Annotated in this window: 22 protein-coding genes and 1 tRNA gene; 14 read left to right on the forward strand and 9 right to left on the reverse strand. The window is 64.7% G+C overall.

The window, feature by feature from the left end; genetic code table 11:
- Window positions 1–93: 93 nt before the first annotated feature.
- The gene (locus FYC77_RS00100) at window positions 94–2,727 is read right to left on the reverse strand and encodes a PAS domain S-box protein (RefSeq protein WP_149079476.1); all 2,634 of its coding nucleotides are present in this window, start codon (window positions 2,725–2,727) and stop codon (window positions 94–96) included.
- 176 nt (window positions 2,728–2,903) lie between these two features.
- Here FYC77_RS00100 and FYC77_RS00105 point away from each other — a divergent pair, with 176 nt between their 5' ends.
- Together FYC77_RS00105 and FYC77_RS00110 are read left to right on the forward strand one after the other, a co-directional pair.
- The gene (locus FYC77_RS00105; RefSeq protein ID WP_149079477.1) at window positions 2,904–3,491 is read left to right on the forward strand and encodes a diacylglycerol/polyprenol kinase family protein; all 588 of its coding nucleotides are present in this window, start codon (window positions 2,904–2,906) and stop codon (window positions 3,489–3,491) included.
- Window positions 3,492–3,627: 136 nt separating this feature from the next.
- On the forward strand, window positions 3,628–4,839 hold the full coding sequence (locus tag FYC77_RS00110; protein ID WP_238386760.1) for an MFS transporter: 1,212 nt from the start codon (window positions 3,628–3,630) through the stop codon (window positions 4,837–4,839).
- Between the two features lie 40 nt (window positions 4,840–4,879).
- Here the strand turns inward: FYC77_RS00110 and FYC77_RS00115 are convergent, their stop codons facing one another.
- Together FYC77_RS00115 and FYC77_RS00120 are read right to left on the reverse strand one after the other, a co-directional pair.
- Window positions 4,880–5,380: a TspO/MBR family protein gene (locus FYC77_RS00115; protein ID WP_149079478.1), complete on the reverse strand. Its 501-nt coding sequence runs from the start codon at window positions 5,378–5,380 to the stop codon at window positions 4,880–4,882.
- Window positions 5,381–5,492: 112 nt separating this feature from the next.
- Entirely contained in the window at window positions 5,493–5,984 is a 492-nt protein-coding gene (locus FYC77_RS00120) for a hypothetical protein (protein WP_149079479.1), read from the reverse strand.
- Window positions 5,985–6,310: 326 nt separating this feature from the next.
- Between FYC77_RS00120 and FYC77_RS00125 the strand changes: the two genes are divergently transcribed.
- The 3 genes from FYC77_RS00125 (at window position 6,311) to fni (ending at window position 9,127) form a co-directional block, all read left to right on the forward strand.
- Window positions 6,311–7,084 (forward strand): enoyl-CoA hydratase/isomerase family protein, encoded by a 774-nt coding sequence (locus tag FYC77_RS00125; RefSeq protein ID WP_149079480.1) that lies wholly within the window; start codon window positions 6,311–6,313, stop codon window positions 7,082–7,084.
- Window positions 7,085–7,128: 44 nt separating this feature from the next.
- Window positions 7,129–7,836: a ribose-5-phosphate isomerase RpiA gene (rpiA, locus tag FYC77_RS00130; protein ID WP_149079481.1), complete on the forward strand. Its 708-nt coding sequence runs from the start codon at window positions 7,129–7,131 to the stop codon at window positions 7,834–7,836.
- Between the two features lie 229 nt (window positions 7,837–8,065).
- A complete protein-coding gene (gene fni, locus FYC77_RS00135; RefSeq protein ID WP_149079482.1) occupies window positions 8,066–9,127 on the forward strand; it encodes a type 2 isopentenyl-diphosphate Delta-isomerase in 1,062 nt (353 codons plus the stop codon).
- A gap of 108 nt (window positions 9,128–9,235) precedes the next feature.
- On the opposite strand, the gene FYC77_RS00140 is transcribed toward fni, so the two are convergent.
- The gene (locus FYC77_RS00140) at window positions 9,236–9,403 is read right to left on the reverse strand and encodes a DUF1931 family protein (protein ID WP_004267503.1); all 168 of its coding nucleotides are present in this window, start codon (window positions 9,401–9,403) and stop codon (window positions 9,236–9,238) included.
- A gap of 481 nt (window positions 9,404–9,884) precedes the next feature.
- Here FYC77_RS00140 and FYC77_RS21150 point away from each other — a divergent pair, with 481 nt between their 5' ends.
- The 5 genes from FYC77_RS21150 (at window position 9,885) to FYC77_RS00160 (ending at window position 12,549) form a co-directional block, all read left to right on the forward strand.
- Window positions 9,885–10,034: a DUF7563 family protein gene (locus FYC77_RS21150; RefSeq protein ID WP_449406742.1), complete on the forward strand. Its 150-nt coding sequence runs from the start codon at window positions 9,885–9,887 to the stop codon at window positions 10,032–10,034.
- 93 nt (window positions 10,035–10,127) lie between these two features.
- Window positions 10,128–10,382 carry a GIY-YIG nuclease family protein gene (locus tag FYC77_RS00145; protein ID WP_149079483.1) on the forward strand — a complete coding sequence of 85 codons (255 nt, stop codon included), beginning with the start codon at window positions 10,128–10,130 and terminating at the stop codon, window positions 10,380–10,382.
- Between the two features lie 109 nt (window positions 10,383–10,491).
- Window positions 10,492–11,883, forward strand: coding sequence for a phosphoglucomutase/phosphomannomutase family protein (locus FYC77_RS00150; protein WP_149079484.1), 1,392 nt, complete (start codon window positions 10,492–10,494; stop codon window positions 11,881–11,883).
- Window positions 11,855–12,094 carry a methyltransferase family protein gene (locus FYC77_RS00155; protein ID WP_149079485.1) on the forward strand — a complete coding sequence of 80 codons (240 nt, stop codon included), beginning with the start codon at window positions 11,855–11,857 and terminating at the stop codon, window positions 12,092–12,094. The genes FYC77_RS00150 and FYC77_RS00155 overlap by 29 nt, the downstream gene beginning before the upstream one ends.
- Before the next feature lie 101 nt (window positions 12,095–12,195).
- Window positions 12,196–12,549 (forward strand): hypothetical protein, encoded by a 354-nt coding sequence (locus tag FYC77_RS00160; protein ID WP_149079486.1) that lies wholly within the window; start codon window positions 12,196–12,198, stop codon window positions 12,547–12,549.
- A gap of 71 nt (window positions 12,550–12,620) precedes the next feature.
- On the opposite strand, the gene cysE is transcribed toward FYC77_RS00160, so the two are convergent.
- The 3 genes from cysE to FYC77_RS00175 all read right to left on the reverse strand — a co-directional run bounded on the left by cysE (window position 12,621) and on the right by FYC77_RS00175 (window position 14,623).
- Entirely contained in the window at window positions 12,621–13,133 is a 513-nt protein-coding gene (gene cysE / locus FYC77_RS00165) for a serine O-acetyltransferase (protein ID WP_149079487.1), read from the reverse strand.
- A gap of 200 nt (window positions 13,134–13,333) precedes the next feature.
- Window positions 13,334–14,002, reverse strand: coding sequence for a metallophosphoesterase family protein (locus FYC77_RS00170; protein WP_149079488.1), 669 nt, complete (start codon window positions 14,000–14,002; stop codon window positions 13,334–13,336).
- 30 nt (window positions 14,003–14,032) lie between these two features.
- Window positions 14,033–14,623: an IMP cyclohydrolase gene (locus tag FYC77_RS00175; protein WP_149079489.1), complete on the reverse strand. Its 591-nt coding sequence runs from the start codon at window positions 14,621–14,623 to the stop codon at window positions 14,033–14,035.
- A gap of 212 nt (window positions 14,624–14,835) precedes the next feature.
- On the opposite strand from FYC77_RS00175, the gene FYC77_RS00180 reads away from it, so the two are divergent.
- Window positions 14,836–14,908, forward strand: a tRNA-Gln gene (locus tag FYC77_RS00180).
- A gap of 130 nt (window positions 14,909–15,038) precedes the next feature.
- Window positions 15,039–15,782: a rhodanese-like domain-containing protein gene (locus tag FYC77_RS00185; protein WP_149079490.1), complete on the forward strand. Its 744-nt coding sequence runs from the start codon at window positions 15,039–15,041 to the stop codon at window positions 15,780–15,782.
- 33 nt (window positions 15,783–15,815) lie between these two features.
- Here the strand turns inward: FYC77_RS00185 and FYC77_RS00190 are convergent, their stop codons facing one another.
- Window positions 15,816–17,171 (reverse strand): oxidoreductase, encoded by a 1,356-nt coding sequence (locus tag FYC77_RS00190; protein ID WP_149079491.1) that lies wholly within the window; start codon window positions 17,169–17,171, stop codon window positions 15,816–15,818.
- A gap of 113 nt (window positions 17,172–17,284) precedes the next feature.
- On the opposite strand from FYC77_RS00190, the gene FYC77_RS00195 reads away from it, so the two are divergent.
- Both FYC77_RS00195 and FYC77_RS00200 read left to right on the forward strand, forming a co-directional pair.
- On the forward strand, window positions 17,285–17,566 hold the full coding sequence (locus FYC77_RS00195) for a DUF211 domain-containing protein (protein ID WP_149079492.1): 282 nt from the start codon (window positions 17,285–17,287) through the stop codon (window positions 17,564–17,566).
- 2 nt (window positions 17,567–17,568) lie between these two features.
- Window positions 17,569–18,150 carry a VIT1/CCC1 transporter family protein gene (locus FYC77_RS00200; protein WP_202911755.1) on the forward strand — a complete coding sequence of 194 codons (582 nt, stop codon included), beginning with the start codon at window positions 17,569–17,571 and terminating at the stop codon, window positions 18,148–18,150.
- Between the two features lie 45 nt (window positions 18,151–18,195).
- Here FYC77_RS00200 and FYC77_RS00205 read toward each other — a convergent pair whose 3' ends face one another.
- Entirely contained in the window at window positions 18,196–19,413 is a 1,218-nt protein-coding gene (locus tag FYC77_RS00205) for an LEA type 2 family protein (RefSeq protein ID WP_149079493.1), read from the reverse strand.
- Window positions 19,414–19,483: the final 70 nt, after the last annotated feature.

Genomic DNA, 19,483 nt, shown 5'->3' on the forward strand with positions numbered 1-19,483 from the left:
GCTCGAGTGGGGCTGTCATCGGCTCGTGAACCGGCGGACAGGTTCGATTCTCGTTCCGTATCAGTTCGGACGGGCAGTTTCGATTCCCGCTGCTCAGCGTGCCCGCTGTAACTCGACGACGAACACGGCACCCTCGGGCTCGTTGTCTTCGACCCAGACCTCCCCACCGTATCTGTCGACGAGGGTCTCGACGAGGTACAGTCCGATCCCGGTGCCCGCACTCTCGAGTCCTTTCTCGCCTTTCCCGAAGATCGTCTCTTTCTGTTCGTCCGGAACCCCCGGACCGTCGTCGGCGACGTAAACCGCGACCCGATCGTCGCGCGTCTCGGAACGGACGGTTATCTCCGGGGTTTCCGTATCGTTGTGCTGAACGGCGTTTTTCAGGATGTTTCGAAACACCGCAGATAGCATGTCGTCGGCGACGACGTCCGTTCGGGGAAGCGTTCCCTCGACGGTCACGTTCGCTTCCGAATGTGTCGATCTAACCTCTGTGATCTCCTCCTCGAGCGTTCGCTGGAGGGAGATCCGTTCGTCCTCGATGTCGGTTTGTAACATCACCTCGGCCAGGTCGCGCGCGGTCATCGTGAGTTCGATCGCGTTTTCGGCGCTCTGTCTGACCGTGTCGAGTTCGTCTTGCATCTCCTCGGTGACGTTCCCCTCGAGCATCTCGGCGTACGCGTCGACGAGCTGGAGATCGTTCCGGATGTCGTGGCGGACGACCTCGTTGAGAATCTTGAGGTTGTCCCGCTGCTCTTCGAGTTGTGTCTCGTAATCGACCCGTTCCGTGATGTCGTGGATGATCGAGAAGAGGAAATCGTCGTCGTCTATCGTAATGGGAGAGGAGTGGACCTCGACCGTTCGGACCTCGCCGTTTGCCAGTTCGTGGTCGAAGACGAAGTAGTTGCGATCCTCCCGTTCGGCACGCGTGCGTTCCCGGGCCACTTCCTCGGGCGAGAGACGGTTAATCGAGTCGATATTCCTCGAGGTGAGCGCTTCGACCGAGTAGCCGTAGAACTCGGCAGCGGCTTCGTTTGCATTCCAGATCGAACCCGACTCCGGATCGATCAACAGCATTGGCGCGCTATGTCGCTCGAACATCCGCCGAAACCGCGTCTCGCGTCGTCGCAGCGCTGCTTCCATCTCCGTGCGCTTGGTGATGTCCTGGATAACGCCGTCGAAGTACGTCTCTCCGTCGACGGTCGTAGCGATCGCCGTCACAGACCCCCAGAACCGCTCGCCGGAAAGTGTCTCGAGTTCCAGTTCGGATTCAGTAATGCGGCCCTCCGTCTCGAGACGGCCGGCGAACGCTTGCCGTTCCGTCGAGTCAGCGTAGAGTTCTCGCACGTCGTGGTCGAGCAACTGCTCGGCCGAGTCTGCCTCGAACAGCTCGACCATCGCCGGGTTGACCTCGAGGAACTCACCCGCTTTTCCCGGCGTGTTCCGGTAGATTCCCACGGGGACGTTGTCGACGAGTTCCTTGTACCGTTCTAGCTCCCGTTCGTACTCGACGGTCTCGGTTACGTCCCGACAGATTGCGATGAACAGCGGCTCGGCTTCCGCGTCGGGCGTGACTTTGCTCACCCAGACGTCGACGGGGTAAGTCGACCCGTCTCGTCGCCGATGAACCCCGCTTACCTCGATGTTGTGTATCAAGCCGGGTTTCATCGACTTCCATCGGTCCTGCAGTTTCGCGACGTCAGCGCCGACTTCGAAGTCGGGAACGGTCATCGAGCGCAGTTCGTCTCGGTCGTATCCGAGCATGTCGGCGAGCGTCTCGTTGACGTCGTAGACGGTCCCGTCGGCGTCGTGGACGACGATTCCGTCCGGCGCTTTTTCGAACAGTACTCGGAGTCGTTCTCTGTTTCGATCTAACTCTTGCTCCCGTTCTTTGCGATCAGTGATGTCGATACCGACACCGATCATTCGATCGGGCTCCCCGCTGGCGTCGGTGATCAGCTCTGCCCGCGTGATATTCCAGATATACTCGCCCGATTCGTGGCGGATTCTGAACTCGTGTTCGAACCCTTCCGCCTGGTCGAGGGCAGTTTCGACGACGCGTTCGAGTTCGTCTCGGTCCTCGGGATGGACCCGATCGAGAAACGCCTGGTAGCTCCCCTCGAACGCACTGGGTTCGATCCCGAGTAACTCCGCCATGGAATCGTTCCAGATTACGGTTCCCGACTGGACGTCCCACTCCCAGGCGCCGGCGTCGGCGGCGTCGAGTGCGAGCGATAACCGCCGTTCGATACGCTGGCGTGCGCGTTTGTGGATGTTGCGATCGGTGACGTCTCGAGCGACGCCAACCAGTTGCGTCACCGATCCGTCTTCGACGACCGGCGTGAGTTTCGTGTGCCACTCGACGACCCCGGTCGGATACTCGAGGAGTTCCTCGTACTCGATCGTCTCCCGTCTTTCGACGCAGTCGCGATAGGTGGCGACGACGGTCGCAGCGTCTTCCTCACCGAGAATCTCGTGTGGCCGTCTCCCCTGAATCGCTTCGGTTGACAGTCCGGTGAGCGCTTCGTGGGCACGGTTGTTGCGGCGAAACGTGAAGGTGTATGCGGACCCGTCGTGACCGACGTCGACGAGAAACACCGCGTCGTCGACGGTATCGAAGATGGTTTGGTACTCGGTTTCGATTGCCGACGATCCGTGACCAGACTCGCCCGACCGATCGGGTGGCCGGGAGGGACCCTCACGGTACTCGGATCCGTTTTCTCCAGTCATATCGAACTATTGTTCTGAAAGCGGTAAAATCCGTTGGGTCGAGCAGTCGTGGTCGCTGGGAGGTTGCTGCCCCGGGAGACCGCAGCCGTCGCCGGGCCCCACTCGAAAACGACCCAGCGGGCGGAGATAACCGACGGACTGAAGGTCACGTCCTTCGACGGAAGACACGGACAGCGATGGCTGACGAACTCAAGCGGCGACTCGTCCACGCGAGCGGCTCCGGGCTCGTCGCACTCTATCTGCTCGCGAACTATCTCGAGGTCGGCCTCACCTGGCAGTACTTCCGCGTCCTGATGGTCGTCCTCGCGGTCGGTGCCATCGGTCTCGAGTTCCTCCGGCTTCGCGTCGGCCTCGAGTGGTGGCTCTACGACAAACTCACGCGGGAGTACGAGCAGGATCAGTTCGCCGGCTACGGCTACTACATGCTGAGCATGACGATCGTCGTGGTGGTCTTTCAACCGGCGATCGCGCTGCCGGCGATGTTGATGTTGGCGCTGGGCGATCCGATCAGCGGCGCGGTCTCCGACGACTCGCTCAGACGAGTCAAGAGCCCAAAAGTGCTCGCCACGATGTTCGTCGTCTCGGGAGCGATCGCCGCGCCGTTTCTCGCGAACCCGGCCGCTATCGTGGCCGCAGCGCTGGGTGCGACCGTCGCCGACGGAATCACGGTACGGATCGGCGACTTCATCGTCGACGACAACCTGACGATCCCCATCTACGCCGCCGTACTCGCCTGGCTCGCTCTCGAGTTCGTCCCCGTCTAACCGTGTTTCGACGAACGGATAGTCGGTCGGCGAGCGGCGTCAAAGACTACTGCAACGAAAGAGTACCTCCGATATCGGCAAGGCCGTACCGTTGTGCAGCCCTCATAGCGGTCGCCACCCAAGCGCCACTACCACCGTGTCCAGACTAGTGGGCCTCGAGCGAGCGTCGACGGTGAGGGAGATCCTGTCGGAGGGGCGCGGGAAGATCCTGTTCGCCGTTGCAGCCGGCTGGTTCCTCTCGATCGGCGTTCGACTCGCCTACCCCGTGTTGTTGCCGTTTCTCCAATCGGATCTCGGGCTGGGACTGACGGGGGCCGGCGTCCTGTTGTCGGTGCTCTGGCTCGCGTACGCGCTCGGACAGCTTCCCGGTGGCGTCCTCTCGGACCGAATCGGTGAGGGGAACGTCCTCGTCGCGAGCACGCTCGTCTCGGCGGTTGCGCTCGGGGCCGTCGCGGCCGTCGACTCCGCCCCCCTCGTCTTCGTCGCGACAGCCGCATTCGGGTTCGGGACCGCGCTGTACGGCGTCGCCAGGTTCACCATCCTCTCGGACGTCTTCCCCGAACACGAGGGAGCCGCGATCGGTATCACGCTGGCGGCGGGTGAGGTCGGCAACGCCGTCCTCCCGCTTGCAGCCGGCGCAATCGCGACGACGCTCGCCTGGCAGTACGGCTTCTGGCTGTCCGTCCCCGCGTTCGGCCTCACGGCACTTCTGCTGTGGTACGCCGTCCCCGGACGAACGTCGGGCGAGACGAGCGCCGTCGACGCCATCTCGAGAGACACCCTCCAGTACGTCGCCTCACAGCTACGGCGACGACCGATCGTCGTCGTGACGGCGGTCCAGATCCTCACCTACTCCGTCTGGCAGGCGTTTACGGGCTTCTACCCGACCTACCTGATCGAGGTCAAAGAACTCTCAGCGCCGGTCGCGACGGGGCTGTTCAGCGCCTTTTTCGCGCTCGGAATCGTCGTTCAGCCCCTCACTGGCGGCGTGTACGACCGAATCGGTGCGCGGCGTTCGCTCCCGGTCGTCCTCGGGATCGTGGCGGTCGCACTCGCCGCTCTTCCGTTTCTCGAGGGGTTCTGGCCCCTCGTGGCGGGGACGGTACTGCTCTCGAGCATCCTCGGCTACGGGACGATCACGCTGCCGTACATGACCGCCGCCTTCCCACAGGACATGAAGGGGACCGGGCTCGGCTTTCTCCGGACGTTCTACATGACGATCGGGGCCGCGAGCCCGGTGTTATTCGGCGCGTTCGCCGAACGGGGCTTCTTCGACGAGGGGTATCTGGTGCTCGCCGGCCTCGTGGTCGTCGCGATCGTGCTCACGTGGTGGCTTCCGGAGTTGTAATGGCCACGGCCGGTCGGCCGAATCTACCGCCGGTGTCGAGTCACGCGTTCAGCCGCCAGATTTCGAAGTTGAGCACAGCCGCGAACGTCACCCACGCGATGTACGGGACGAGCAACGCCGCCGCACGGCGGTCGACCCGGCGGAACGAGCCGATCGTCGCGGCGACCAACACCCAGAGCATCAGGATGACGGCCAGGCCCACCAGCGGCGCCTCGAGCGAGAAAAAGGCCGGCGTCCAGGCGACGTTGAAGACCATCTGGAGGGCGAACAACCCGATGGCGAGCCGCCGGCCGTCGGCGTCGGATCGCCAGACGAGCCAGAGCGCGAGACCCATGAGGACGAACAACAGCGTCCACGCCACCGGAAAGGCGAGTTCCGGCGGGTAAAACGCCGGCTTCTCGAGGCTCCGGAACCAGGCCGAGTCGGGACTCGAGAGAATTCCGGGGACGCCCCCGACGACGTTCACTAAGACGACGAAACCGATCGCTCGGAGTACCGATCCGGGGTCGGGGAGCCGTGATTCGCTCGTTCGAGTCGCCATACGTCGGGTACGCGTCGAACTGCCTTGGAGTTACGGCCTCCACTCGACGGATCCGTCTCGAACGTCAATTACGGTTTGCTGGACGTTACTGCAGTGGAGGCTTGCCAAAGCACTAGCTGTCCCGGTCGCGCTCCTCGATATACCGCTCGACGAGCGCCCGGCAGTTTCCGGGAGCGGTTTCCGTGAACTCCTCGCCCGTTCGCGTCGCGATCCGAACCCCGCGCAGAGCCGCGGGGGCGGGTTCGTTCGGCCCTCCCGGCAGCGCCACCGTCGCGGGGAGGTCGGTGACCGTCGTCCACTGGTCCTCGGCTACCACCCCCTGCGTTAGGACGTCCGCTTCCCACGAGAGCACGGTCGCGTGGCTGAACGACCGATGCGTTCCCTCGATGTGGACTCGCTTGCAGTGGTCGAATCGAACCGCGATGGCGTCTCTGACTGTCATGGTCTCGCTCGAGTCGTCCGCCGTCTCGCTGGCTTCCGTTTCGGTTCGCCGTTCTGTGTCGCCGGTGTCACCGCCTGCGATTCCGGCCGCCGCGACGGCTGCCGTACCGGTGGCAATGAAAGCGAGAACCGCTCGCCGGGGGCGGGCGTCACAGTCGTCCATGTCGACCGTCCAACACCCCTCCCTAAATACCCGTTGCCCGCCGCTCACGTCGTGAGACGGTCGGTTGTCTGTCGTTTCAGACGGGGTCCTATCATACCGTCTGCTGTAAATCGTTACCGGCGAAGCCACGAGCCGTCTGTGGTTTCGCCGGTAAACCGTACAGCAATCCGTATCAGTCGGTACCGCCCAACCCGCGACCCGTCTGGGTTGCACCGGTACAACGGTACAGCAATCCGTATCACGCGTTCCGGCGTACACCTCCGACGTCCGAACCCAACGGGTCGATCGACCAAATCCATTTGTGCCCTGCCCACAGACCGTGCGGTATGTCCTGGGAGACAGTTCGACTCGAGATCGACGACGACGTCGCGACGCTTTCGATCGACCGGCCGGACGCGATGAACGCGTTGAACGTAGAGACGCTCGAGGGGATGACCGACGCCCTCGCCGAGGCGGCCGAGGAGGACGCTCGAGCGCTCGTCCTCACCGGTTCGGGAGACGACGCGTTCATCGCGGGTGCCGACATCGCGCACATGCAGGATCTCCCAACCGAGGAGGCCCACGAGTGGATCGACCTCGGCCACGAGGTCGCCGACGCGCTCGAGTCGTTTCCAGCGCCGACGGTTGCCGCGATAAACGGCTACGCGTTCGGCGGGGGGTGTGAGATGGCGCTGGCCTGTGATCTCCGGGTCGCGGCCGAATCGGCAGTCATCGGTAACACGGAGATCGATCTGGGGATCATCCCCGGCTGGGGGGCGACCCAGCGACTCCCACGGATCGTCGGCGACGAGACCGCGCGCCGGATGATCTTCCTCGGCGAGCGACTCGACGCCGAGAGCGCGGTCGAGGCGGGACTCGTCGGCGAGGTCGTCCCCGACGAAGAACTCGAGGCCGTCACGACGGAACTCGCGGAACGGCTCGCGGCGAAGCCGGCCGTCGCGATTCGAGCAGCGAAGGAGTCGATCAACCAGGGGTACGAGGGGTCCCAGACCAGCGGGCTCGACTACGAGAAACGGGCGTTCACCGGCCTCTTTGGAACCCACGATCAACGGGAGGGAGTCGCGGCGTTCCTCGAAGATCGGGAGCCAGCGTTCGAGTAGCGCGTTCGGTAACGTTTTTCCCGCCGCCGCTCGCGTGAGGACGTATGAAGACGGAGGGTGGCTCCAGGGAAGCGAAACGTCGCGCCGGCGAACGGGCGGCCGAGGAGATCGACGACGGCGACGTGGTCGGGCTCGGGACCGGCTCGACGGCCGCCCACGCGATCCGGGCGATCGGACGAGCCGTCGATGACGGGCTCACGGTTCGGGGAATCCCGACGTCGTTCCAGTCGCGTCAACTCGCACTCGAGGTCGGCATCCCGCTTTCGTGTCTCGACGCCGTCGACGGGATCGATATCGCTATCGACGGCGCAGACCAGATCGCAGACGACCCCGACGCGTCGGGATTCGGCGCGCTCGTCAAGGGCGGCGGCGGCGCGCAGACGCGCGAGAAGCTCGTCGACTCCGCGGCGGACCGGTTCGTCGTCGTCGCCGACCCGTCGAAACTCTCGGAGACACTCGAACAGTCGGTGCCACTCGAGGTACTCCCCGACGCCCACGCGCTCGTCGCCGACGAGATCCGGAGGATCGGCGGCGAACCGACGCTTCGCGACGCTACGCACAAAGACGGGCCGGTCGTCACCGACAACGGAAACCTGCTTTTAGACTGTGCGTTCGGCGAGATCGACGCACCCGACGAACTGGCGACGCGACTCTCGAGCGTACCGGGTGTGGTCGAACACGGCCTGTTCGTCGGGATGGCCGACGCGGCCTACGTCGGGACCGACGAGGGGGTCGAGATGCGGGAGTACTGAGACGGTTCCCGACGGCTGATTCCCGGTCGATGGCCGACCGATCGACCGGGGCAGACCCGTCGCAGTGCGATGGTCTCGAGCGTCGCGAATCCGATCAGGAGGCTCCGTACCATCCCGTGTTGACATCCTATCGCTTTCGGAAACCCTCGGCTCGGAGTACGGGCTGGTCGAGCGGTCGGAATGGACAGGTTTTCTACCCCGTCGGGACAACCCTTCCTCGAGACGATCGATGCCCGAGACATCCGACAGGAAAGACGACCACATTCGAATCATCGAAGAAGAAGACGTCGAGACGTCCGGTTCGGGGTTCGCGGACGTCGAGCTCGTCCACGAGGCACTTCCCGAGATCCACCGGGACGAGACCGACACGACGACGACGCTACTCGGGCACGAACTGGCGGCTCCGATCGTCATCGAGAGTATGACCGGCGGCCACCCGAACACGACGAAGATCAACCGGGCACTCGCCGAGGCCGCCCAAGAGACGAACGTCGCGATGGGTGTCGGTAGCCAACGCGCCGGCCTGGAACTCGACGACGAGGGCGTACTCGAGTCCTACACCGTCGCGCGTGAGGTCGCTCCCGATGCCTTTCTCTACGGAAACGTCGGCGCGGCGCAGTTACTCGAGTACGACGTCGCGGACGTCGAGCGCGCCGTCGAGATGATCGACGCGGACGCGATGGCGATCCACCTCAACTTCTTACAGGAGGCCGTCCAGCCGGAAGGGGATGTCGACGGCCGCGGCTGTCTCGCCGAGATCGAACGCGTCGCCGAGGGGCTGTCGGTTCCGGTCGTCGTCAAGGAGACGGGCAATGGTATCTCGCGGACGACCGCACGACGACTCGCCGACGCCGGCGTCGACGCGATCGACGTCGCCGGACAGGGCGGAACGACGTGGTCGGGTATCGAGTCCTACCGGGCCGCTGCCGTCGGCGCCGAGCGCCAGGAGGCGATCGGCCGGCTGTTTCGCGCCTGGGGTGTACCGACGGTGGTGAGCACGCTCGAGGCGGCCAGCCAACACGAGACCGTGATCGCGAGTGGCGGCGTCCGATCCGGGCTGGACGTCGCGAAGGCCATCGCCCTCGGTGCGAGCGCGGGCGGGCTCGCGAAGCCGTTTCTCTCACCGGCCGGTCGGGGGACCGACGCGGTCGTCGACCTCATCGAGACGCTCACGCTCGAGCTCCGGACCGCGATGTTCGTCACCGGCTCGGCGTCGATCCCCGAGCTTCGGTCGGCCGACCACGTCGTCCTCGGTCGAACGAAGGAGTATCTCGAGCAACGAGAACACTGATCGGTGTCGGCTCGATCATTCGTGTCCTGTTTTCACAGATATCGCCGCTGACGTGTAGCCGTCGCTACCTGACGTTGGGTCGATAAAAAAGCACTCGAGTGGCGTCCCTTACAGGTCGCGCGGCTGGACGGTCTTGCGGTCGTTCGCTTCCGCTCGACGGGCAGCATCTTCGAGGAGTTCGTCGACTTCCTCGTCGAGTGCATCGTAGAAGTCCGAGGCGACGTTCTTGTCATCGAGCGCTTCCTTCACGGCGGCTTTGACGATAAGGTCTGCCATACGATATACCGATTTCCTTTTACCCCATATAAACATTTTGGTTATTCCGAGAGATACCGGTGAAACAGCGGTTGATTCGCCTGTTTCGACGACCACTACCACCGGAAAGTATATGTTTGATGAATCACTGACCGGAACCCCCCCTCGCTCGAGCGGTAAAATTGCGCTCGCGCGCGCCCTCGAGTCCGCTCGCGAACGATCCACCTGATGTGTGGTGGATCCGAGTACGCGTGTCACTGATACGGGCTGGTGTCGTCAATACTACCGTCCCAGGGATCCGTCGTCCGAGTACGGCGCTAAACAGTCACAACAGACCGTATGAAGAGTGGATAGCACTCGGCCGGGGTGAACAATCGAGCGGTTCGATGATACTGATACCAAAAACAAATATCCCGTTATCCAAACACCAAACAGTGTATGGGAAAGCATTTTTAAATTCTCGATGGGTATTGTTCGGTACCGGCTCCGGCCGGTGTGCCCAATGCCCAAATGTAACCATTGTGATGCGCACGTCTCAGAACGATTTGCGCGTGTATTCGCCGACGAATCCGGCGAGATCCACGCGTGTATCAGCTGCTCCGCGAACGCCGGAATCGCGGAGGTAGCGAAAGAACGCGCACGCGGCACGTAGCGAGAAACGTATCGAGCTACCGGCGGACCCCTTTCGACGACGAACGACGCGTAGTCGGGTCACTTTTCGACACCGCCTCCGTACGATCGGTCGATGTCCGGAGACGATCACGTCGTCTACGTCCTCGAGTGTGCCGACGAAACCTTCTACACCGGCTACACGACCGACCTCGAGCGACGCGTCGCCGAACACGACGCCGGCGAGGGGGCGAAGTACACGCGCGGGCGGACGCCGGTCGAACTCAGGTACCACGAGCGCTACGACTCGCGCTCGCGGGCGATGTCCCGGGAGTACGAGATCAAACAGCTGAGCCGCGGGGAGAAAGAGCGACTGATCGGCCTCGAGTGATCCCTGAAGTCGGCGTTCGAATCTTCGGAACTGACGTCTCCACTGGATTTCGTTTTCCTGATGTGCACGTCGGCGTCGCCCTTTTTACAACTGATGTCGAGAATCACGTATGGGAGCCATTACGTTTGGCACGGACGGCTGGCGGACGACGCTCGAGGAGTTCACGACGCCACGGGTCCGGATGGTCGGGCAGGCGGTCGCCACGTATCTCGCCGACGAGGGACTCGAGGGTCCCGTCGTCGTGGGCTACGACGCCCGGGAGAGTTCCCGCGGGTTCGCCGAAGAGCTGGCGCGAGTCCTCTGTACCAACGGGTTCGACGTCCTGCTTCCCCAACGGGATCGGCCGACGCCGCTGGTCGCACACGCCATCGTCGAGCGCGACCTCGCGGGCGGACTCGCCGTCACGGCCTCGCACAACCCGCCGGAGTACAACGGCGTCAAATTCATTCCCGACGACGGCGCGCCCGCCCTCCCCGAGGTGACCGACGCCATCGCCGACCGACTCGCCGACCCCGATCCGCTTCCGGAGAACGAACACGGCACCGTCCGCGAGGTCGACCTCGTCACCCCGCACGCGGATGCCGCCGTCGAACTCGTCGAGTCGATCACCGGCGACGTCGACCTCTCCGGGCTCACCGTCGCCTACGACGCCATGCACGGCAGCGGCCGCGGAACCACCGACGCCCTGCTCTCGAGTGCCGGCGCCTCCCTCGAGGGGCTGCGCTGTGAACGTGATCCGACGTTCGGCGGCGGCGCGCCCGAGCCGTCCCCGGAGAACCTGACGGAACTCGTCGGCGTCGTCACCGACGACGGGGGGCCAGAGCTCGGGATCGCGAACGACGGCGACGCCGACCGGATCGCACTCGTCACGCCCGAACGCGGCTTCCTCGACGAGAATTTCTTTTTCGCCGCGCTGTACGACTACCTCTTGGAGGACGACTCGGGTCCTGCGGTCCGATCGGTCTCGACGACGTTCCTGATCGACCGCGTCGCGGCGGCCCACGGGGAGAGCGTCCGCGAGGTGCCGGTGGGCTTCAAGTGGGTCGCGGAAGCGATGGCCGACGGCGACGCCTTAGTCGGCGGCGAGGAGTCCGGCGGCTTCACGGTTCGGGGCCACGTCCGCGAGAAAGACGGCGTCCTGATCGCGCTGCTCGCGGCCGCGATGCACGCCGAGGAGCCGATCGACGACCGCGTCGACCGCCTGCTCGCCGAACACGGAACCGTCGTCCAGGACAAGACGAGCGTTGCCTGCCCGGATCACGAGAAAGCCCGGGTTATCGGCGCTCTCGAGGAACGAATTCCCGACGCGGTCGCCGGAACTGCGGTCGAGGACGTCAACACCGCCGACGGCTTCAAACTTCAGCTCGCCGACGGCTCATGGCTGCTCGTCCGTCCCAGCGGTACCGAACCCGTCTTGCGCGTCTACGCCGAGGCGACGGACGGCGACCGCGTCGACGAGTTGCTCGGGGCCGGTGAGGAGTTGCTCGAGGCGCTGGTGTGAGCAGTGCGTCGGCGTCCTGCTGGTGATCGTCGGGCAGGCGCTTCGCTTTCGATCCGTCTCGATCTGCTGGTGGGCCGCCGGCTGCTGGATCGGCTTTCACAATCGAGTCCTCGAGTACGAGGAGCCACACCTGGCCGAGGCGTACGGCGAGGAGTACGACCGCTACCGCGAGCGCGTTCCCCGGTGGCTCCCCCGCGTGCGCCGACCGTGACGTGACACTCGAGTCGTACGCGTTTTCGGATCGTCTGGTCCCCGCGGCTGGTTGCGTGCTCCGGGCCCGCGTTTACCCGCCCGGAGGCCGTTCGATCCAGTATGAGCGGACGCAACGAGAAGGCCGCCTACACCGAACTGACGCCGGACTCGTGGCACCAAAACGAGGAGGGAAACTACTACATCGACTGCCCGGCGTGTGGCTCCGCGGCGTCGCTGATGAACGTCGTCGAACACAACCGCTGTAACGGCTATCTCGATCAGGAGGAAGGGGATACCGAACTCGACGAGGAGGCGTTCGACTGTACGGCGAAGCTCTGGTTCGAACTCGGCTACGTCTCCGATCCTGAGGACGCGGTCGGCGAATCCGCGAGCGACGTCGAGAGTGAGGATGGCGTCTCCGCCGAGGGGTCACCGCCGGGAACCGACGGGGCGGTCAGCGACGACCAACAGTAGTGATGGTGTCGGTCGACGAGCGACGCCGTCGGGAACGTTTTGCGGACTCGCTCGAGTCGAATCGGTCTGGCTCACTCGCCGATCGGCTGTGCCGGTACGCCAGCGACGGTAGTCCCCGCGTCGACGTCGCCGGTGACGACCGACCCCGCGCCGACGGCGGCATTCTCGCCGATCGTGATGTCGCCGAGCAATGTCGCGTTCGCACCGATCTTCACCCCGTCCTCGACCGTCGGATGTCGTTTCACGGGCTCGTTCGTGTCCCCGCCGAGCGTGACGCCGTGGTACATGTGAACGTCGTCACCGACCACGGCCGTCTCGCCGATGACGACGCCCATCCCGTGATCGATCGTCACCCGCCGGCCGATCGTCGCGGCAGGGTGGATTTCGACGCCGGTCAGTAGGCGGACGAGCTGCGACACGAGCCTGGCGACGAGCCGAAAGTCGGTGTTCCACAGCCGGTGGGTAATCCGATGTCCCCAGACCGCGTGAACGCCGGGATAGGCCAGTGCGACCTCGAGACAGCGTTTCGCCGCCGGGTCGCGCTCGCACATCGCCCGGGTGTCCTCACGCAGCTGTCCGAACATCGCTCGTCGGTACCTCGAGGACGCGTTCGGTGGACTGGCGATGTCGTCGCCTCGAGACTGACGATGGTGACCGACAACACCGGGCCACGGCGCGGCGGGATCGTTCGATTCCGGTGCACGCGACGCAGCCTGGCACTACCATGGTCGACAGTAGCGGCGGCGTTCGCATAAAATGGTTGTTTCTATAGCGCTCCCTCGAGTTACTTCCCGCGCGTGAGACGCGTCCCGATCCGCTCGGGAAGGTCCGTCGCCGCCACGGCCTCCTGGACCGCCTCGACGTCGTACTCGACGCGGTGGCTCTCGACGGTCATCGCCTCGAGGTCGACGACGGCGTACCCCGCCCGCGGATCGCCGTCGCGGGGCTGTCCGACGCTGCCGGGGTTGATGACGATCCCCTCGGCGTACCGTTCGACACCTTGAACGTGGGTGTGACCGAGCACCAGCACGTCCTCCTCGCCGAGCAGCCGCGGAGAGAACTCCTGCGGGTACGTGTAGCGGCTGTACCGGTCTGGATCGTCCGGATGCCCGTGAACGAGTTTGACCCGGCCGTCACACTCGAGACGTTCGGCTGGACGGTCGGCGAGCCACTCGAGGTGGTCCTCGGAGAGGTGACGTTTCGCGTACTCGACGCCCGCTCGTGCCATCCCGTTGAACCGAAACGGTGTCTCGGCGGCGACGGCCGCGTCGTGGTTTCCCATCACCGTCGGGACGTCGCGCTCCCGGAGTTCGTCGACACACTCGGCCGGCCAGGGGTTGTATCCGACGACGTCGCCGGCACAGAGCACCTCGTCGACCGGCGGCATCGCAGAGAGGACGGTCTCGAGGGCGACCCGGTTGCCGTGAACGTCGGAGATGAGTCCGACTTTCATACGGAAGGGTACAGCGGCCAGCGGTATGTATTATCCGCCGTTCTCGAGTGCCGTCTCGAAGCCGTCGTCGGTTCGAACGACGCCGGCCGCACAGACCGCGTGTTCGAACTCGAGGCCGTAGGCGTCGCTCGCGGCCTCCTGGGCGCTCTCCGCGTCGAACTCGATCGGTTCGGGTGCGTTCGTCTCGTAGGTCGCGACCATCGTCGGCTCGTCGACGGTTTCGACGAGAAGCGCGTCCGTTCGCACCGTCGCGATCAGCGCCTCGCCGTCGGCACCGATCGTCGCGGCGATGCGGGGCGTGTCGTAGTCGTCTTTCTCGTAATCCAGCGCGAGTAGACTCTCCGCGAGGGCGTCTCGGGCGGGATAGCCGAGTTCGAGTTTCTCGGCGATGGGATCGACGTGTGAGCCGTTCCCGAACGCGACTGTCTCGCCGGTCGGTGTCTCGACCGCCCGCAGACAGTTGTAGGAGACGTAGGGGTTGTCCGTCTCCGGGGCGTCCGCGGTGGGCCCCACCGTGAGGGCCTCGTCTCGAGCGGTGATCTCTCGGTTCGGGAACGACCGCGAGGAGACGCGGTACGCGCCCACGTCCGGGCCGACGACGACGAATCGTCCGACGTACATACCCGGGAATCCGCGTGAGAAGGGAAAAGGGGTGTCGGTTCGCACTCGAGGTCGGCCGGACTCGCTCGCTGCGTCGTTCTCTGTGCGAACTGCCAGCGACTGGAACGCTACGACTCTCCAACACCGTGACTTCGACCGAGTTCGTAACACTCTAATACGAACGACAACTACCAGTGTGTACGTCGTCGAAGCAGAACTCGGCGAACATGTCAAGTCCATTAGGGTAGTGGCCAATCCTGAAGCCTTCTGGGGGCTTCGACGCTGGTTCGAATCCAGCATGGACTACTTCTCCTCGTTTCGACTCGAGCACACTCCCCAGCGTCACCTGTCGATCTCCACCTGAAACGAAGGGGTCTCCTTCTGTCGATCACCGCCACCAGAACCCCTATTTGCACGACGTTCCTACTCGTTGCCAATGAATCGACGGCAGTATCTCGTCGCGGGAACGGCCGCTGCCGTGACGGCCGTCGCCGGCTGTCTCGGCGGGAACGGGAGTTCCGACGGCTACGGCCCGGAACCGGACGACACCCCCGAGGAGCGATCGATCGACACCGACGCCTACGAGACGAAGTCGTTTGGCGGGATCGACGTTCCGCTCGCACCGCTCGAGGACGTCCACTACTGGTATCAGCGCCAGGAGGCGCGTATAGTCGACACTCGCGGGCGCGACCAACACGACGCGGTTCGGATCACCGGCTCGGTCCTGAGCAGTGCCCCGGACGGCGTCTCGAACGACCCGGTCGCGACCTGGCCCGAGGAAGATCGGATCGTCACCTACTGCGTCTGCCCGCATACGCTCGCCGGCCAGCGAGCGGCGACGCTGATCGCCAACGACTACGAGAACGTCTACGCGCTCGACGACGGACTCCAGGCCTGGATCGAACACCAGTATCCGATCGAGGGAACCGAGGCGAGCCAGAGTCTCGCCTCGTACGACGTTCGCGGTGTCTCCGACCCACAACACGCCGGCGAGTTCGTCACCGTTCGGACGGTCGACGGCGACCAGAGCGAGGTCAGTGCCGTCGAAGACGACGGGAGCTACGAACTGACGCTTTACTTCACCGACGTCGACGACGGCTCCCTCCTCGAGGTCGAGACGCCGGGCTACACCCGTGAGTTGACCCTCGAGGAGGCGACGAGCGACGTCGTCACGGCCTAAGCCGTTCGCGGTCCGCGATCGTCACACCGTCGATCAGCGCCGGTCGTAGACGCCCTCGCGCTCGAGTTCGCCGCGCTCTCGAAGGACCGACGGCGTCCGACAGATTCCCGGTGCGCCGGTCACCTGGGGGACCGTACAGTTGTTACAGCTCTCACAGAGCGCTCGCTCGTCGGATTCGACGGCGTCGGATCCGTTGTGCTCGAGCAGTCGCGCGCCGAGTCGCGGTTCGGCGTAGAACGGACGGGCCATGCCGACCATGTCGCAGGCGGCTGTTGCCGTGGTATCGCCGCCGGAGCCGAGCAGCCGGTCCATCTCGCCACGTTCGCGAATCCCGCCTTCCGCGAGGACGGGGATCGACACCTGCTCGCGGACCCGCCGGCAGAACGACTCGTTCCACGCCGGTTCGGTGTCGTAGACGACCGACTCGAGGCGGTTGCCGAACGCGACGAGCTTGCGCCGACCGGAGCCGCCGAACGCCGCGTCGTACTCCCGGCGGAGCGCCTCGTTCGTCCAGGCGCGCTCGGGATACTCCCCGCGGACGATGCTCATGTCCCAGACGACCGAGGTACGGACGGGAACGACCGCGTCGTAGCCGATCCGCTCGAGTCGCCGGGCGATTTCGACGCCGTCGGCGAGCGAGAGCGTCCGGCGAACGATCGGCGACGGCGGTGACGGCGTTTCGGCCGGCACCTTGGTCATCAGGGGGACGTCGCCGGCCCGATCCCTGATCTCGTCGTGGACGAGCGCGAGGAACTCGAGGCGGGCCTCGGGCGAGCCGCCGAACTCGTCGTCTCGACGGTTGTAAAACGGCGAGAGAAACTGCTGGACGATTCCCATGTTCGCCCCGGAGAGATGGATGCCGTCGTAACCCGCGTCAACGGCGTACGCGGCCGAGCGGCCGAACTCCGCCGCGAGGTCGTACACTTCGTCGGTCGAGAGGACGTGGGGATCGTACGAGAGAAATCCCAGACGGTCGAACAGCCGCAACTGCCACGGCAGTTCCGAGACGGCGAGTTGCTCGAGGTCCGGATGCCCCCGGCGGTACTCGGCGTGCCAGGTTTCCATGCTCCGCAGGCCGCCGTGTTCGAGTTGCAGGAAGATGCGGCTTCCGTGGTCGTGAATCCGATCGGTGAGCCGCGACAGTCGCGAGACGAACGACGGATCGTGGACGCGGGTCATTCCCGGCGCCGCACAGCCGCCCTCGGCACTGACGATCGTCGCCCCCTGACAGAGGAGTCCGACGCCCGACTCCGCGGCGGGCTCGAGGTCCTCGATCAGCGTCTCGACGGCGTCGGGACCGTTGCCCGCACACTCGAGCACCGGCGCTCGATAGAGTCGGTTGGCTATCCGAACGCCACCGATCTCGATCGGTTCCTCGAGCGTGGCCATACTCGGGCTATCACGGGAGCGCACAAGAGCGTGCCGTCCGTCGGAGAGTTGCGGCGTCGGCTGGCAGTCGTAGTGCCCGTACACCTTTCCGACGGCCGATCGTTCGAACGATCATGGCTCCGATTACGCGACTCGTCCTCGACGTCCTGAAACCACACGACCCCAGCGTCGTTCCCTTCGTCTCGCAGCTGGGGGATCTGGAGGAGATCGACGCCGTTACCGCGACGGTTATCGAGGTCGACGAGAACGTCAAGACGCTCCGCGTGACGATCGAGGGTGGAAACCTCGAGGTAGATGCGATCCGCGCCGAGATCGGGGACCTGAGCGCGTCGGTCCACTCGATCGATCAGGTGGCCTGTGGTTCCCGAACCGTCGACGATCCATGGCTCGGCTGACGATGGGATCTCGAGTTGCCCGGCTTCGACGCGTTCTCGGAAAGGAGGACGTTCGATCGATCTCGCGTCGGTACTTCATCGCCAACGGGTTCGACGGCACGCTCACGAGCATCGGCGTCGTCGTCGGCGCGTATCTCTCGGGTATCGGCGACGGATTCACCGTCATCGCGATCGGTCTCGGCGCAGCAGTTGGCCTCGGCACGTCGGGCGTCTGGAGCGTCTGGGAGATCGAACGCGCCGAGGCGCTCGCCCAGCGCCAGCGGATCGAGCGCGCGATGCTCACCGAACTCGAGGATACGCGCGTTCAGCGCGAACACCGTGCCGCTCAGATCGTCCACGCCGTCGCGAGCGCGTCCGGGCCGTTGCTGGCGTTTACACTCACGCTCGTCCCGCTCGCACTCGAGGGTACTCTCTTTACGATGTTTCAGGCGGTGCTTGCCTCGATCGTCGTCGGCGTTCTGGTGTTGTCCGTCTTCGGCATCTATCTCGCCTCGATTTCCCGTCAGCGGTGGTACGTCGCGGCGATCAGAATGGGGCTCGCCGGAATCGTCGTGGCGGGAATCAACGTGCTCCTGCCCGGATGACGTTCGGTCGACGTCTCGCTGGAGTCCGATTGTCGCGGTCGGTACTCACGGGAACGATGTCAGCGTCTCGTCGTCCTCGACACCGTCGACGCGTTCGTCGCTATCGTCTACATCGTCGTCGACGTGTTCGTCCCTGTCGTCTCCACGATCGTCGGTTTCCTCGAGCAGGCCGTTTTCCTCACTCGAACCGACGACGACGCCGTGGTCCGCGAGTTCGCTGTCGTCGGGCGTCGCCCACGGCGCGAACGTACAGCCCTCCGACTCGAGATCCGACTCCTGGTCGACGAAAATTGCCGTCGTCATCTCGTACTCACACTCGATCGCATCGCCTTCGGGTGGGACGGTCACCGTTTCGTCGTTGATCTGCATCGCCAGTTGGGCGCGCATCTCCGCGTCCGTGACCTCCTCGTTGTCGACGTGAGTCGCGAACCACTCGACGACATCGTCGTTGTCGAGTGTCACGACGAACGTGATCTCGCGGCTCTCACCGGGCGGAATGTGCGTATCCGACGTCCCGCCGACGACGTCGACGTCGTGGGCGTCCCACTCCGCGACGGGCCGATCGTTGAACACCATCTCGCCGGTGAACACGGGCGTCGCGAGCGGGTACGCGTTCGGGTTATGGACGTCGAACGTGAGGTGGATCTCCGTTCGTTCCTCGTCGACGTCACCCCACGCCGCGTCGGTATCTTCGATCTCGACGCGGGGCTCGAGGGCCGCCTCCGAGAGATCGGACGCGCCCGGCGACAGCGAGTGTTCGCCCTCCATCTCCGCGAGTGACTCGGCGATCATCGACTCGAGTTCGGTCTCGATCTCGTCCTCGTGGGCGTGTGATGGCGACCCCGAGAGCGGTCCGACGTCGGCGTGGACGGTCACGTCGGCTCCTACGTCGCTCACCTCGCCACTCTCGATGTGCGTCGCCCACCACACGGGAAGCTGGTGGTATCGGAGGTCGGTCCGTAGCTCCGTCGTCGAGTTCCCCGATGGCACGGTGACGTCGGTCGCCTCCCCGTCGGCGAGTGAGACGCCGTTCATCGCGAGCGCGTACTCGACGTGTATGTCGTCGATCTCGAGACCGGGATTCGGGTTGTCGACCCAGACGGTCGTGAGCACCTCGATGCGCTCGTCGTCGACCTCGCCCCAGGCGTTGTCCTCGAGGCCGGCATCGGGAATTCCGAGCACCCCCGTGACGAACAGCCCGCCGAGGACGACGACAAAACAGACGACGACTACACCGCCAACTGTCGCCACCTTCTTCAGCATACGTCACCATCCATGGACCGAATTCCAATATAGATGAGTGGTTCAGTACGTGTCGCTACACCATCTAATT

The organism is Natrialba swarupiae (assembly GCF_008245225.1).
GTDB classification, from domain to species: Archaea; Halobacteriota; Halobacteria; order Halobacteriales; family Natrialbaceae; genus Natrarchaeobius; species Natrarchaeobius swarupiae.